The organism is Pantoea eucrina, assembly GCF_002095385.1.
GTDB classification, from domain to species: Bacteria; Pseudomonadota; Gammaproteobacteria; order Enterobacterales; family Enterobacteriaceae; genus Pantoea; species Pantoea eucrina.
On sequence record NZ_MIPP01000019.1, the window covers coordinates 60,022 to 73,712 of the forward strand.

Annotated in this window: 11 protein-coding genes; 4 read left to right on the forward strand and 7 right to left on the reverse strand. The window is 55.7% G+C overall.

Going from position 1 to position 13,691, the window contains the following annotated elements; all coding sequences use genetic code 11:
* Positions 1-9: 9 nt before the first annotated feature.
* Positions 10-1,563: a pyridoxal phosphate-dependent decarboxylase family protein gene (locus tag HA43_RS10275; protein ID WP_094111612.1), complete on the reverse strand. Its 1,554-nt coding sequence runs from the start codon at positions 1,561-1,563 to the stop codon at positions 10-12.
* Positions 1,564-2,170: 607 nt separating this feature from the next.
* Here HA43_RS10275 and cspE point away from each other — a divergent pair.
* Positions 2,171-2,383 (forward strand): transcription antiterminator/RNA stability regulator CspE, encoded by a 213-nt coding sequence (gene cspE / locus HA43_RS10280; RefSeq protein WP_071668354.1) that lies wholly within the window; start codon positions 2,171-2,173, stop codon positions 2,381-2,383.
* Between the two features lie 264 nt (positions 2,384-2,647).
* Here cspE and yajD read toward each other — a convergent pair whose 3' ends face one another.
* On the reverse strand, positions 2,648-2,995 hold the full coding sequence (gene yajD, locus HA43_RS10285; RefSeq protein ID WP_065647414.1) for an HNH nuclease YajD: 348 nt from the start codon (positions 2,993-2,995) through the stop codon (positions 2,648-2,650).
* Positions 2,996-3,252: 257 nt separating this feature from the next.
* On the opposite strand from yajD, the gene HA43_RS10290 reads away from it, so the two are divergent.
* The gene (locus HA43_RS10290) at positions 3,253-3,453 is read left to right on the forward strand and encodes a hypothetical protein (RefSeq protein ID WP_094111613.1); all 201 of its coding nucleotides are present in this window, start codon (positions 3,253-3,255) and stop codon (positions 3,451-3,453) included.
* 143 nt (positions 3,454-3,596) lie between these two features.
* Here the strand turns inward: HA43_RS10290 and HA43_RS10295 are convergent, their stop codons facing one another.
* Positions 3,597-4,718, reverse strand: a complete 1,122-nt coding sequence (locus tag HA43_RS10295; RefSeq protein WP_223811796.1) for an NAD(P)H-dependent flavin oxidoreductase — start codon at positions 4,716-4,718, stop codon at positions 3,597-3,599.
* 431 nt (positions 4,719-5,149) lie between these two features.
* On the opposite strand from HA43_RS10295, the gene HA43_RS10300 reads away from it, so the two are divergent.
* Positions 5,150-6,436 carry a methyl-accepting chemotaxis protein gene (locus HA43_RS10300; protein ID WP_094111615.1) on the forward strand — a complete coding sequence of 429 codons (1,287 nt, stop codon included), beginning with the start codon at positions 5,150-5,152 and terminating at the stop codon, positions 6,434-6,436.
* A 30-nt stretch (positions 6,437-6,466) separates the two neighbouring features.
* Here the strand turns inward: HA43_RS10300 and HA43_RS10305 are convergent, their stop codons facing one another.
* Positions 6,467-7,540, reverse strand: coding sequence for an acyltransferase family protein (locus tag HA43_RS10305; RefSeq protein WP_071668358.1), 1,074 nt, complete (start codon positions 7,538-7,540; stop codon positions 6,467-6,469).
* A 442-nt stretch (positions 7,541-7,982) separates the two neighbouring features.
* On the opposite strand from HA43_RS10305, the gene HA43_RS10310 reads away from it, so the two are divergent.
* The gene (locus HA43_RS10310; protein WP_244555229.1) at positions 7,983-10,553 is read left to right on the forward strand and encodes a bifunctional diguanylate cyclase/phosphodiesterase; all 2,571 of its coding nucleotides are present in this window, start codon (positions 7,983-7,985) and stop codon (positions 10,551-10,553) included.
* Here the strand turns inward: HA43_RS10310 and HA43_RS10315 are convergent.
* The 3 genes from HA43_RS10315 to HA43_RS10325 form a co-directional block, all read right to left on the reverse strand.
* Complete coding sequence (locus HA43_RS10315; protein WP_094111616.1) at positions 10,548-11,879, reverse strand: MFS transporter; 1,332 nt, start codon at positions 11,877-11,879, stop codon at positions 10,548-10,550. The genes HA43_RS10310 and HA43_RS10315 overlap by 6 nt on opposite strands.
* The gene (locus tag HA43_RS10320) at positions 11,869-12,507 is read right to left on the reverse strand and encodes a DUF4286 family protein (protein ID WP_094111617.1); all 639 of its coding nucleotides are present in this window, start codon (positions 12,505-12,507) and stop codon (positions 11,869-11,871) included. The genes HA43_RS10315 and HA43_RS10320 overlap by 11 nt, the downstream gene beginning before the upstream one ends.
* Positions 12,500-13,691 (reverse strand): amidase (locus HA43_RS10325; protein ID WP_094111618.1); only part of this gene is annotated, 1,192 nt, incomplete at its 5' end. The genes HA43_RS10325 and HA43_RS10320, both read right to left, overlap by 8 nt.

Here is a 13,691-nt window from a genome sequence, read left to right on the forward strand (position 1 = left end):
ACAGAGTTCTCACTGATTTGCCGCGTGGAGCGCGGTCGTGCGCAGCTGTTCGCGCCCGTAATGCGCAACCAGGTTAATCACCTCTTCCAGATCTGCCGCGGTGGTGGCAGGATTTAACAGGGTGAATTTCAGATACTGCCGGCCGTCGACTTTCGTGCCTGCCACAATTGCATTGCCGGAACGGAACAGCGCCTTGCGGATCGCAGCGTTGATATCGTCGAGCTGCGGGCCGCTGAGCGACTGGCGCGGCACAAAGCGGAAGATTTGCGTGGTGAGTTCTGGTGCGTGCAGCACCTCGATTGCCGGATGCGCGCGCAGCAGCTGATGCGCACGCTGTGCAAGGTCAATCAGCGAGTCAAACGCTTCACCCAGCGCGGCCGGGCCCATGACGCGCAGCGTCAGCCACATCTTCAGTGCATCAAAGCGACGCGTGGTCTGAATACTTTTGTTGACCAGGTTTGGCGTCCCTTCCTGCTGCGCGCTCAGTGGATTGAGGTAGTCAGCATGGTGCGTAACATGTTTCAGATGGTCTTTGTTACGTACAAAGAACGCCCCGCAGCTTACCGTCTGGAAGAACGATTTGTGGTAATCAACGGTGACTGAGTCTGCCTGTTCAATACCGCGCAGACGCTGGCGGTGCTGTTCTGAAACCAGCAGACCACAGCCATAGGCGGCATCAACGTGCATCCATAATCCATTGCGCTGACACAGCGCGGCGATCTTTTCCAGCGGATCGATGCTGCCAAAATCGGTGGTGCCGCTGGTTGCTACCACCGCAATCGGGATCAGCCCCTCTTCGCGGCAGCGCTGGATTTCGTGCTCCAGCATACCCGCATCCATACGGTAATCGGCATCATGGTCAACCGGCACAACGGCATCGTAGCCCAGGCCGAGGATCGCCATCGATTTCTGGATACTGAAATGACTCAATTTAGACGTGAATACGCGCCACTTACCGGCGGTTTCAGGCAGGCCGCGATATTTGATCAGATGCCCCGGATGATGCGCCTCGCACCAGCTGTCGCGAGCCAGCAGCATTGCCATCAGGTTTGACTGCGTACCACCACTGGTGAAAATACCGTCCGCAGCGGCGGGCAGGCCGATACGCTCCAGCGTCCAGTCGATAACTTTTTGCTCAATTAGCGTACCGCCGGCACTCTGATCCCAGGTATCGACAGAACTGTTGACGGCGGCCATCACCTGCTCTGCCATTAGCGACGGCAGGACGACCGGGCAATTCAGATGCGCAACATATTTAGGATGGTGAAACCAGACCGCATCGCGCAGATAGAGCTGAGACAGCTCGGCCAGTGCAGCTTCGTTATTGCCCAGTGGAGAATTAAGATCCACACTGCGGAACTCGTTTGCCAGCTCGTGCGGCAGAATACCGCTAAACGGCTTTTCTACGCCCTGCACCGTCTGGGTCAGTAGCTTAAGCACCTCCTGCGTCTGTCCGGCCCAGGCATCAAGCTGACGATCGTTAAAAAGCCAGCTCTCCGGCGCGCCTGACTGCGGCTCAGAGGTTACGATTGGTAATGATTGCGCAGATGAACGTGTAAACATAATCCTTTCCTGTTACTAAAAATCTTTAAATCCTGCTGACAAATAAGACAACAGGTGTCATAGGCTCTGTTGCTTCTGCAAAAATCTAAAAAATAATAATTTATAAATATCATTAACATAAGCCATCATTTGGCATACGTGGGCAGACCTGTATAAGTCGGCCTTAAAATTTGAATGAGATTATAAATGATAATTATTATCATTCAATAGGGTAATTTCAGTAAATTTTACATCAGCGTTTCTGAAGGATGAATTTGTGATCTTTGTCACAATTCCGTTTGAGGCGTATAAAAATACCTCTTTCACTATGTGGTTTTCCGCCTCCCGGATGATGACCGGGAGGTAAAACGTGGTGCAGGGCTTATCTGGCGGAGGCATTAAAGAGGATGTAATATAAGTGTTGCTAAACCGGAACAGGTGTGGCTTAATAGCGTCATCGGTTTGGAATACAGACCTTATGAAGCAGTTTTAGTAAAGCAGTCCTCAGTTCAAGTGTTATCCACAGATACCCCTTCTTCATGAGCCTCCTCCTAAGTGCCCAATAAGTAACGCTCTGATACAGGCCACCATCGCCATAGTTTATGGCTCATCAATTAAGGAAGTATCTATGTCTAACAAAATGACTGGTTTAGTAAAATGGTTCAACGCAGATAAAGGTTTCGGCTTTATCACTCCTGAAGATGGCAGCAAAGACGTGTTCGTACACTTCTCTGCAATCCAGAGTGACAGCTTCAAAACCCTGGACGAAGGCCAGAAGGTCTCTTTCACCATCGAGAATGGTGCTAAAGGTCCAGCTGCTGCTAACGTTACCGCACTGTAAGCTGCGCTGACGATCGGCAGCGCTTACGATAGCGATGAAGACAGTAGTCTGAGCAGTTAAATGCTGCTGATAAAAAAACCCGCCTTGTGCGGGTTTTTTTGTGCGCGCGTAACCGGGCTAAAAAGAGCCCGACACCCGGCAGGGCGTATCGGGTTGGCACAAGCGCCAGTGAAATTCGCGACTTAGAAAAGTACGCAAACGCACTATAACACAGGTTTCCCGCCGTCTCATTTTACTGACCTGTAAATGTGTGTGGCAGCGCTGCTACTTCTTCTTGCTGATAAGCGATTTCAGATCGGCAAACGGGTTATATGTCGCGGCACCCACTTCATCCTGCGCATCCTCTCCCGCCACCACTCGCGTACCGTACTGATCAGCTTCGGTATATTTTGAATGTTCATGATCGTGGCAGTAGAGACAAAGCAGCTCCCAGTTGCTGCCATCTTCCGGATTGTTGGTATGATCGTGATCGATATGGTGTACCGTCAGCTCGCGCAGGTTTGAGTAAACGAACTCCCGCGCACAGCGCCCGCACACCCACGGATAAATTTTAAGTGCTTTCTCACGGTAGCCGCTCTCCAGCCGCGAGTAGTTTTTCGGAATAACTGCCATTAATGTATGCCTGTACTTAGCGTGATTATTTCAACGATCAGCAGGCTAGCCCGATTGTACGTTGATAGCAAGCAGCACGTTTTTTTAACGAACCGCCAAGTTAAAAAGACGCCTTAGCGGGCAATAAAACATGGCTCAGATCTATATTTAAAATTTATTTTCTCTATGGCATTATATATACCAGCAATCATTGCTGTAACGTATTACTGCCTGCGGCTTTGTGCTGACTGGCATATTTTATCTGTGGAGAAAACCTGGTGAAACCGGTTGATGTACAACCTATTAACGACATTAATCAGGCGATAGGACGCGCCGTGACTACCCTTATTGCAGCGGGGGTGCCCGTTGAAAAATATGCCATTCTGGCGGAGTTACAAGAGTCTGAAGCGCAGGCTATTGATGGCGTTAAGAAAATTTATGGTGAAGCCATTCAATTTATATCAGTCCAGATGAGTTAATAGTTTATCTCCGGATATCTTACCTGCGCTAAATAAGCGCAGCGGTAAAATTATCGCTGCGCTTATTTGCTGTCCCACCCGTTTTTTTATTTAATCAGCAGATGTCCGAAACGCAATCGCGTTTATAATGCATTCCTGCCACGTTATAAAGACGACCGTTCTGTCGCATTAGCCGGGCTACCCTGACCAGAGGCAGCATGCCACTCTGTGACCAGCTGCCGGATGAGTTCCGCCGCCGGCAGTTCGCGTACCAGTGCCGCTCCCTCTCCCGCCCAGTATGCCCCAAACCCCGCCTCGCCCTGCGCCAGCGCAGCCTTAGCCAGCGCCTTACCCAGTGAATAAGCCAGCGGATAAGCAGGGATCTCGGTGCGGGGGATATCGCGTGTAATAGTGCAGAATGCGTTGCGCAGCGCGCGCGCTTCACGACCGGAAATTGCCGCAGTCATGGTAGTACCCGTTACAGCGGCATGCCGGAGCGCCTGACGCCAGGCGGGTGCAGTAGCGGATTCAGGGCAGAGAAGAAAAGCGGTACCGGCCTGTACGCCGCTGGCACCCAGAGCCTGCATTGCTGCGATTGCTGCACCGTTCATGATCCCGCCTGCGGCAATCACCGGCAGCGTAACCCGCGCACAGATGGCCTGTACCAGCGTCAGCGTGGAGAGCTGATGATCCTCCTCATCGACGGCAAAACTGCCGCGATGGCCACCTGCTTCATAGCCCTGCGCCACAATCATATCCACTCCCTGCTGCGCGATCGCTTCCGCTTCCGCCACGCTGGTGGCTGTTGCCAGGGTCACTATCCGGCAGGCTTTCAGCCGTCGCAGAGTATCCGCCGGTGGCAAACCAAAATGAAAACTCACGACCGCCGGACGCGTTTCCTCAATGACCTGCAGCACCGCTTCATGACCGCAAAAAGTGGGATAGATCTCCTCCAGATTCACGGGAACCTGAGCGCCGAGAGCAGCAAAACGATCGGCGAAACGTGCTATCCACGCCTTTTCGACTACGTCGTTGCGCAGGGCGGGCGGATGGCAAAACAGATTGACGTTAAAAGGCTGCCGGGTAAGCGCCTGAGTCTGCCGTATAAGGCGTGCAGCCTCTTCCGCAGAGGAGGCGCCCAGTCCCAGCGAGCCAAGCGCACCGGCATTGCTGACTGCAGCAGCCAGTTCCGGAGTTGAAACGCCTGCCATCGGGGCCTGGATAATCGGATAGCGCAGATTTAATTCTTTACACAGGGATGTCGTCATCGCAAAGCTCTCCGTCAGTAGCTGCCATTCTGCTTATCCGCTCTCTGTAGCAGAGATAACCTATATTTTATTTGCATCTTTAACAAGCAGCCTGATCCACTCTGCTGCAGCGACATATTGCCTGACAGCGCAGCACCCGGCTGATTTCAGACCGCTGACGGTAAAATCCCCCCGCTGCGTTTTAATTAGAAAATTTACTCAGTTTTTGTTTTCCGCCGTCGATAACATATATTCAGCACCACATTTATTGCCAGCACCGGGAATCTGAACTTCAAAAAAATCCCCCTGACTGATGCCCGTTTACGCTTAACGGCTGCCGGCGCTCAGGACAACATGGAAATCGGGGGGAAACATCCGGCGCGGCACAGGCTCTGCGCTGAATGAAATTACGCGACCCTTTGTAAGGCGATCGCGCTACTTAACTGCACACTATCTGACAGAGGTCATCTATGTTTGGGGTGAAAACTTCACGCCTGGCGCTGCCGTTCAGCCACAGCGCCAGCGTTCATCGTGATATCAATGCTATCAGACAGCATGTTGCCTGGATTGAATTTACGCCGGAGGGTGAAATTGTTGATGCTAACGCGCTGTTTCTGACGCTGACGGGGTATCAGCTGCAGGAGATCCAGGGCCAGCACCATCGCCTCTTCTGTTCACCGCTTTACAGTCAGACAGCGGGCTATCGCCGTTTCTGGCAAACGCTGGCGCGGGGTGAGTCAATCACCGGCATTTTTGAGCGCTTCGATCGTCAGCAGCAGCGTTTCTACCTGAGCGCGACCTACTTTCCGGTCAGCGATGATAAAGGCCGGGTGTATAAGGTGATCAAAGTCGCCAGCGATATCACCGCGCGCCATCAGGAGCTGGAGCATAAAGAGGCGGTTATCACCGCGCTGGATCGCTCCATGGCGGTGATTGAATTTACACCTGAGGGCGAGATCCTCAGCGCCAACGCCAATTTTCTGCAGCATATGGGGTATAGCAGTGAAGAGATTGTTGGTCAGCATCACCGACTGTTCTGCTATGACGATTTTTATCACGCTCAGCCCGATTTCTGGCAAAAAATGGCGCGCGGGCAACATTTTGTCGGTCGTTTTGAGCGTAAAACCGCCAGCGGTGAGCGCATCTGGCTGGAGGCGAGCTATAACCCGGTAGTGGATGCGGATGGGCGGGTCTATAAAGTTATTAAAATTGCCTCTGATATCACCGCGCGCGTGGAGGCCGCAAAGCGTGTGGCAGATATAGCCCTCACCACGTCAGGTGAAACGTCGCAAATCACCGACAACGCCAACGACGTTCTGGACGAAACCGTACGCAATTCAGGTCTGGTGGCCCAGCGGGTTAATGCTGCGACGGAAATTGGCGTTCAGCTTAATGCGTCTGCCAGAAATATTGGCGAGGTGGTTAACACGATTAATCTCATCGCGTCACAAACAAATATTCTGGCGCTGAACGCCGCCATTGAGTCTGCGCGTGCCGGTGACGCAGGCCGCGGCTTCAGCGTGGTTGCCGCTGAAGTACGTCGTCTGGCTGCTTCCACCGCTGCCGCGACCCGGCAAATTACCGAAGTGGTGCAGCAAAACAGCCTGCTGATAAAAGAGATGTATCAGCAGCTGGATGAGGTGCGTGAGTTTGTCGTAGCTGAGCAGGAAAAAATCGGCATGCTGTCGCGCAGCCTGCGGGAAATTAACAGCGGCGTTCACGAATTTGTTAACGTTATCCACCGCCTGGATGTCTAAAACCAGCGGGAGGCTTTCGCCTCCCGCCCGCTACTCTATGCCGCTGCCTGCGGCCGGTGCGACCGGCTGCCGTTTTTTCTGCAGCGCCCGGCGCAGCGCCGGCTCCGCGTAGCGGGTAATGACATACGCAACACCGGCCAGCACGATAACCATTACCGGCGGCATGATCATCATGACGGTGTCACTTTTGACATAGCGGTTAAGCTTAATCAGCATCGCAATCATCAGGTTTTCATGAATCAGATAGAGCGCATAACTGACAAAGCCCATAGCGGTAAAGAGTCGCAGCGAAAGAAAGTGCTGGATCCGCTGCAGCCTGAAGCTGGCGATGAAAAACAGCAGCATCGCTACCAGCGGCACCAGCGCGAGTGCCCCGCTGTTTTTCACGTAATAGCTAAAGTTGATCAGCAGCGCAACGGCTACCAGCAGATAGTGGTAGCGCCTGTCACGCCCGTGCAGACGCTCGTAGACCAGACAGCCCACCATAAACCAGGCGTAATGAATAAATCCCAGTTTGGAGATGATATCCACCAGCAGCGGATAGCCGAGTGACTTAATGACTGACGCACCGGAAAGTAACAGCATCGGTAAAATCAGCGCCGGCAGGCAATATTTACGTCCCGCAGTGAAATAGACAGCGCCGATAATCAGATAAAACAGGGCTTCAACATAAAGCGACCAGAAAGAACCCGCCATAGAGTGAAACGAAATGCCGGTCAGCTGCGTCAGCGTTTCCGGATTAATAAACAGCAGACCCGGCAGCAGATTTTTCACATAGGGGGTCATAAGAGACCACTCCGGAAAAAATCCGCCGGCCAGAAAAAGCAGCAGGCTGGCAATAAGCATCGCCGGGAAGAGCCGCAGCCAGCGCTTCTGCAGAAAGCCCGAATAGCTCTCCGATCGGTCAAGCGTCATAAAAATAACAAAGCCCGAGATCATAAAAAAGAGCTGTACTCCAGCCCAGCCAAAAGAAAAGAGCGGCAGATGCTGAGTGGTGGCGACATAAGGCAGCAGTTCTGGCCAGCGCGCCCAGGCGTGATAGGCGATAACCATCAGAATAGCCAAACCGCGCATACCGTCGAGGTGAGTGATACGAGCCTGCATGATGTTCTCAGTGACAATAATAAATAGACATAAGTCAAATTAACATTGACGCAGATTTACATTCAATAAGGCTTATTCCTATTAAGATTAAATTTATATTAAGTAAACAGCAAAATGTTATAAAAATTTCTGGCTACCCATTCCGGGTATTTGATACCTCTGCTATGCCTGCAGAGCTGGCTATACTTGAACCTGAGCACTGAAACGCCCATTTATTCAGGTCCGTTTATTACATATCACCCGACAGATTCAGTTTTACTGCCTGCATCTTTTATGCACCAGCTCTCCGGCAGGGCTGTCACAGCGCAACATCACGTTCACGCATCAGGTTTTGCCAGCCTGTGCCGATAACCTGAACATACTTTTGTAATGTCATTTTAACTGGCGTATTAAGCCTATGATAGCGAAGACCTCTCTTGTCGATTCTCCCACACGCGGGCAAATGCGTGGTCTGATCCGTCAGCCTATGATGATGATGGTACTGCTGATCCTGCTGGCATTTGCCGGGGCGTTTATCAGCCTGATATTTATCGCCAGCGATTTAAACCGCCAATCCGATCGCCAGCAATCTTTGCTGCTGGACAAAGCACTGCAGACGCGGCAGGCGGTCATGCAATTTCACCTCTCTGATAACGCCGAGTGGGGCGAGGCGTACCAGAATCTGCATCGTACGCTGAATCGCAGCTGGGCATGGGATAATCAGAATCTTGGCGCCTCGCTGTTTGATACCTTTGCCTATGAGGGGGTATTTGTTATCTCACCGCAGGATGAAACGCGCTACAGCGTAATCCGTGGGCAGCCGGAAGAGAGAACGCTCTCTCTCTGGCTGGGCGCCGATCCCCTGCCCCGGATTAAAACGCAGCTGCAGGCGAGCGCGGGTAAAGCGATCAGCGACTACGTGCTGGCAAAGGGGCAGCTCACACTCTACAGCGCGGCGTGGATCACCCCAGGAGGCGACCGCAGCGTAACGGCGCTGCCTGGTCCGCCTTCGCTGATGATTTTCACCGATCGCCTGACGCCACAGAAGCTGCTTAAGCTGGGTCATGAGTATGGTATTCAGAACCTCCATCTGGATACCTCGCCTGCCGGCCAGCCAGCCTCTCCCGCTCTGCTGCTCTCCGTGGGTGACAAGCGCGTTGCGCTGGTCTGGCGCAGCGCAAATCCTGGCGGCGCGCTGCTGACCGGATTGCTGCCTCTGCTGGTGCTGATTATGCTGCTCTCACTGTTTACCGCGCTGATGCTGATGCGCAGCGCGCTGCGTAAAGCGCAGCTTAATGATGAGAGCGCCTGGCTACTGGGACAGAGCCAGCTCGCCCTGAGCGCCAGCGAACGACGCTTCCGTGACATCGCCGAAACCACTACGGACTGGATCTGGGAAATGGACAGCCAGCTGCGCTTTGTCTGGATTTCAGGGCGGTTTCCGGTCGTCACCGGTTTCAGCAGTCAGGAGTGGATACAGCGTACGCTGGCGGATTTTCTGCTGGATTACGCGAAATATCGCAGCCGTCTGACGCTGTTTCAGCAATCCGGTGGTCAGTTGACGCTGACCGGTTGCCGCTACCGCTCCGCGCAGGGGCACGTGCGCTACTGTAACCTGACGCTGAAAGAGGTGATGCTGACCCAGGGCGTCAGCGGTTTCCGCGGCAGCGCTACGGATATCACGCTCGAGTATGAGGCGCAGGCGCGGGCGCACTACCTCTCCCATTTTGATGAGCTGACCGGGCTGGCTAACCGGGTGCAGATGCAGGAGTTTCTGACGGGCAAACTCAGCCTGCCGTCCGATCCGCAACATCGCCTGGCGATTATCATGATCGATCTGGATAAATTTAAGCCGGTCAACGATATCTACGGTCACACCGCAGGCGACAAAGTTCTGCATGAGGTATCGGACCGAATCCGCGCCTGTCTCGGCAGTCACGGACTGGCGGCACGCCTGGGGGGCGATGAGTTTGTGGCGATCCTGCCTGAAATGAACAGCCGCGATCGTATTATCGCGCTGTGTCAGCAGCTGATAGCACGTATCAACGATGCGTTTGAGGTGTGTGACAACACGCTGCACATTGGCGCCAGTCTCGGCATTGCGCTGGCGCCGCAGGACGCCGATAACGCCAGCGATCTGCTGCGTTATGCCGATATCGCGCTGTATAAGGCGAAAAACAGCGGACGCAATCAGTGGGTCTTTTTCGATCGCGATATGGAAGAGAAGATTGTGCAGCGCCGCGAGCTGGAGCATGAGCTGCGCGATGCGATTAACAGCGAGCAGCTGGCGCTGGTTTACCAGGCGCGCTATGAGCTGGCAGCCGGACAGGTTACGGCAGTTGAGGCGCTGGTACGCTGGCAGCATCCGCGGCTGGGTCTGCTGATGCCCGATCAGTTCATCCCACTGGCGGAAGAGACCGGCCTGATTGGCGCGCTGAGCGACTGGGTGCTGCTGCGCGCCTGCAGCGATATTGTTAAGTTTGAGCCGACGCTCTCTGTGTCAGTTAATATCTCAGCGACGGAACTCCAGAATGATGCGCTGCCGTCACGTATTGCCCAGGTGCTGCAGCTCAGCGGCCTGCCCAATCACCGGCTGGAGATAGAAGTGACGGAAAACGCGCTGCTGAGCGATCCGGAGAAAACGCTGGCGACAATGCAGGCGGTTAAAGCGCTCGGCGTAAAATTCCTGATTGACGATTTCGGCACCGGTTACGCCTCGCTCTGCTATCTGCGCGCGTTTCCGTTTGATGGCCTCAAGATCGATAAATCGTTTATTTTCCCGCTGGGTGAATCCCCGCAGGCGCGTCAGGTAGTAGAAAATATGATTGGGCTGGGTAAAGCCTATTCACTGTCGGTTACGGCTGAAGGGGTGGAAACTCCCGGACATATGGCGCAGCTGCAGGCGCTCTCCTGCGACGCGGTACAGGGTTACTATATCGGACGTCCGGGTCCGCTGGCGCAGATTGCGATGGTGCTGCCGGAAGATAGTCCGATGCGGAAAAATGCGGCGGTCCCTCGCCAGCGACATTTATAGCGGTTTATGCGCCGTCTCTTTCGCTTTCCACAGGGCAAGCAGCGTGATCAGCAGCGCCAGCGACACGTAAAGTGATACCCAGAGCGTGCTGCCCGACTCACGGTAAAGCGAGGTAATGATCAGCGGCGCGAAGCCGCCGCCGATGATACCGGCCAGCGTATAGGCGAGCGAAGAGCCGGCGTAGCGGACGTGGCCGGGAAACTGTTCGGTCACGAAAGCCGCCTGCGGACCATACATAATCGCATGGATCAGTAACCCGACGATTACCGCCAGCACAATCAGTACCGGCTGCGAGCTGTCGAGCAGAACAAAAAAGACAAAGCTCCAGATCACGCCCAGCAGTGCGCCAGCGATATAGACCGGGCGACGCCCCAGCCGATCGGATAAAGCACCAAACATCGGCACCGTAATCGCATTGCCGATGGCGCCGAGCATAGTCGCCAGCAGCGCTACCGGACGCGGCAGCTCCAGCACCGTGGTGACGTAGGTCAGCGTAAAGACCACCACCAGCGCATACAGCACGTCAGATCCGATGCGTGAGCCACCGGCAATCAGCAGCGCGCGCGGATGATGGGTAAACACCTCTTTAAGCGGAGCCTGCGTGGTTTTATCTGCCTGTTTCATCGCCTTAAAGGTGGGTGTCTCATCCACGCCGCGGCGCAGCCACAGCCCAAACATCACCAGCAGCAGGCTGAGCAGAAAGGGTATACGCCAGCCCCATGCCTGAAACGCCTCGCCGCTCAGTGACAGGGTCACAAGCGTAATAAAGCCGGTGCCGATCAGCGTACCGCACGACGGCCCTACCTGCGCAAACGAGGCGTTACGCCCGCGCTTGCTGGCGTCACCATGCTCCATCGAGAGCAGCACCGCACCGGCCCATTCCCCGCCCAGCGCTATGCCCTGAATAAACCGTAGCGCAACCAGCAGCACCGGACTCCAGATCCCCCAGCTGGCGTAGCCGGGCAGCATACCCATCAGCGCGGTCGTGACGCCCATGATCACCAGCGTGGTGACCAGCACCGCTTTGCGCCCGGCCACGTCGCCAAGATGCCCAAAGATAAAGCCGCCTACCGGACGGGAGACATAGCCAACGGCATACGTGGAGAACGCCAGAATGGTGCCGACCAGCGGATCGAAGCTGGGGAAAAACACATGGTTAAACACCAGCGCCGCCATGATGTTGTAGACGGTAAAATCGTACCACTCCAGCGCCGTACCGATAGAGCTGGCGGCTGCCAGCCGCCGGGTTTTGCTGGCGCCCGTAGCGGCAGCGTGTGCGACGTCAGGCTGCGAGACCTGTGACAGTGCAGAGTCATTATTGCTCATAGGAGATCTCCTGCCGGGTAAGCTGCCAGCTCAGCGCGTAGCGCTCTGCATCAGCATTGAAAGTGTGCGCGGCCATATCAGCCAGCGTGACAGAGGCGGTTTCATCAGCGCAGTGCAGCAGCAGCATGGCGTGCATCGGACGATCGGCATCGGTTTCGCGCGGCAACGGCGTGCTGAGTGACACATCCGGCGTCAGCAGGCAGGAGGAGATATAGCCCGGCACCTGCGGCAGCTGCTGCTGCCACGCCTGCAGCGCCGTGCCTTCAGCGTCTGCGGGCAGGGTCAGAATAGCGAGATGCGCGCCCTGACCCCGGCCATGCCGGTGTGTCACTGCGCAAACCCGTCGCTTCGGATTAATCATCCGGTTGAGATTAGTGACTGACCATTCCGTCTGGCGCGTAAAGGCGGCATGGTAGGCGGCGCTGGTAAAAGTCTCCATCGATGCAGTTTCATAAAGCCCCAGATAGCGGCGCGCTGCCGCTACGGCACGATAACGCGTACCGCTGAGAAAGCCTTCGATGGCGACGCGCTCTTCAACATGTTCATGGTCATACCATTGGTTAAAATCAGCATCATCTTCGGGTGCCACACTGGTGGCGACAAACAGCATACCGTGGGGATTATTCATGATGTAAACCTCGTTGCAGGGCAGATTCGGCAGCAGCGGCCCAGCTAAGCAGCGCTGCATCCTGGTTGTGAACTGACGCCAGCATCAGGCCGGCAGGTGCCTCGCCGGGCGTATGGCAGGGCAGTGAAATGGCGCAGCCATCCAGCATGTTGATGACGCTGGTGTTGCGCAGCATCAGCAGGTTGACTTCGCGGTAGCGCTCTTCATCATCCAGTTCGGCAATGGTGGGTGCGATCAGCGGCACGGTGGGCATCAGCAGCGCGTCAAAGGGCAACAGGAAATCGCTGACCTGCTGCTGCCACGTCCGGCGCAGCTGATACAGCTGCTCCGCATCCTGCGCCGTCAGCGCGCTGCCGCGCCGGATCCGCAGCAGCACCTGCGGATCGTACTCTGCCGGGGCTCTCTCCACCCACGCCTGGTGCCACTGCCAGGCTTCATACGCGGTGATACCGCCGCGCGCGTTAAGGGTATCGAGCTCGTTTAGCAGAGGCATCGGCTGCTCTGTCAGCGTCACACCCGCCTCGCGCAGTATCCTGAGCGCGCGCTGCCAGGCAGCGCTGACGCCCTCATCCAGACCGTCGAGCACGCGGGTTTGAGGAATAAGAAAATGTGCGTCAGCCAGACTGCGCGGCCCGAGCGTCAGCGGTGCATCGGCGATAACGCTGTCCAGCAGCCAGCAGCTCCGCACGTCATGAGCAATCGTCCCGATACTGTCGAGCGACGGTGCCAGCGGCAGCGTGCCCCGCTGGTCAATACGGCTGGCGCTGGGCTTAAAGCCGGTCAGACCGCAGAGTGCGGCCGGAATACGTACTGAGCCGCCGGTATCCGTGCCTGCGGAGCCGGCTGACATACCGTCCGCAACCGCGACCGCCGCACCGGATGATGAACCGCCCGGAATGCGTTTTTCCTGCCGCCGCCACGGGTTGGCAGGCGTGCCGTAATGCGGATTAATGCCCAGCCCGGAAAAGGCAAATTCCGTCATAGTGGTTTTACCCACGATCACAGCGCCCGCCTGCAGCAGGCGCTGCACAATAGTGGCGTCAGCCGTCGCGTGCGGGAGGCCGGGCAGCCGCGATCCGGCGAGCGTGGGGGAGCCTGCAACGTCGAACAGATCTTTAATACTGACCGGCACGCCATCAAGTGGTGATCGCGCCGCGCCGCGTGCCCGGCGCGCATCGGCAGCG

Excerpts from the sequence above, each read along its gene's own strand:
- HA43_RS10315 (WP_094111616.1), bottom strand. The coding sequence starts at position 11,879 with ATGAGCAATAATGACTCTGCACTGTCACAGGTCTCGCAGCCTGACGTC.
- HA43_RS10310 (WP_244555229.1), top strand. The coding sequence starts at position 7,983 with ATGCGTGGTCTGATCCGTCAGCCTATGATGATGATGGTACTGCTGATC.
- yajD (WP_065647414.1), bottom strand. The coding sequence starts at position 2,995 with ATGGCAGTTATTCCGAAAAACTACTCGCGGCTGGAGAGCGGCTACCGT.
- cspE (WP_071668354.1), top strand. The coding sequence starts at position 2,171 with ATGTCTAACAAAATGACTGGTTTAGTAAAATGGTTCAACGCAGATAAA.
- HA43_RS10305 (WP_071668358.1), bottom strand. The coding sequence starts at position 7,540 with ATGCAGGCTCGTATCACTCACCTCGACGGTATGCGCGGTTTGGCTATT.
- HA43_RS10300 (WP_094111615.1), top strand. The coding sequence starts at position 5,150 with ATGTTTGGGGTGAAAACTTCACGCCTGGCGCTGCCGTTCAGCCACAGC.
- HA43_RS10320 (WP_094111617.1), bottom strand. The coding sequence starts at position 12,507 with ATGAATAATCCCCACGGTATGCTGTTTGTCGCCACCAGTGTGGCACCC.
- HA43_RS10275 (WP_094111612.1), bottom strand. The coding sequence starts at position 1,563 with ATGTTTACACGTTCATCTGCGCAATCATTACCAATCGTAACCTCTGAG.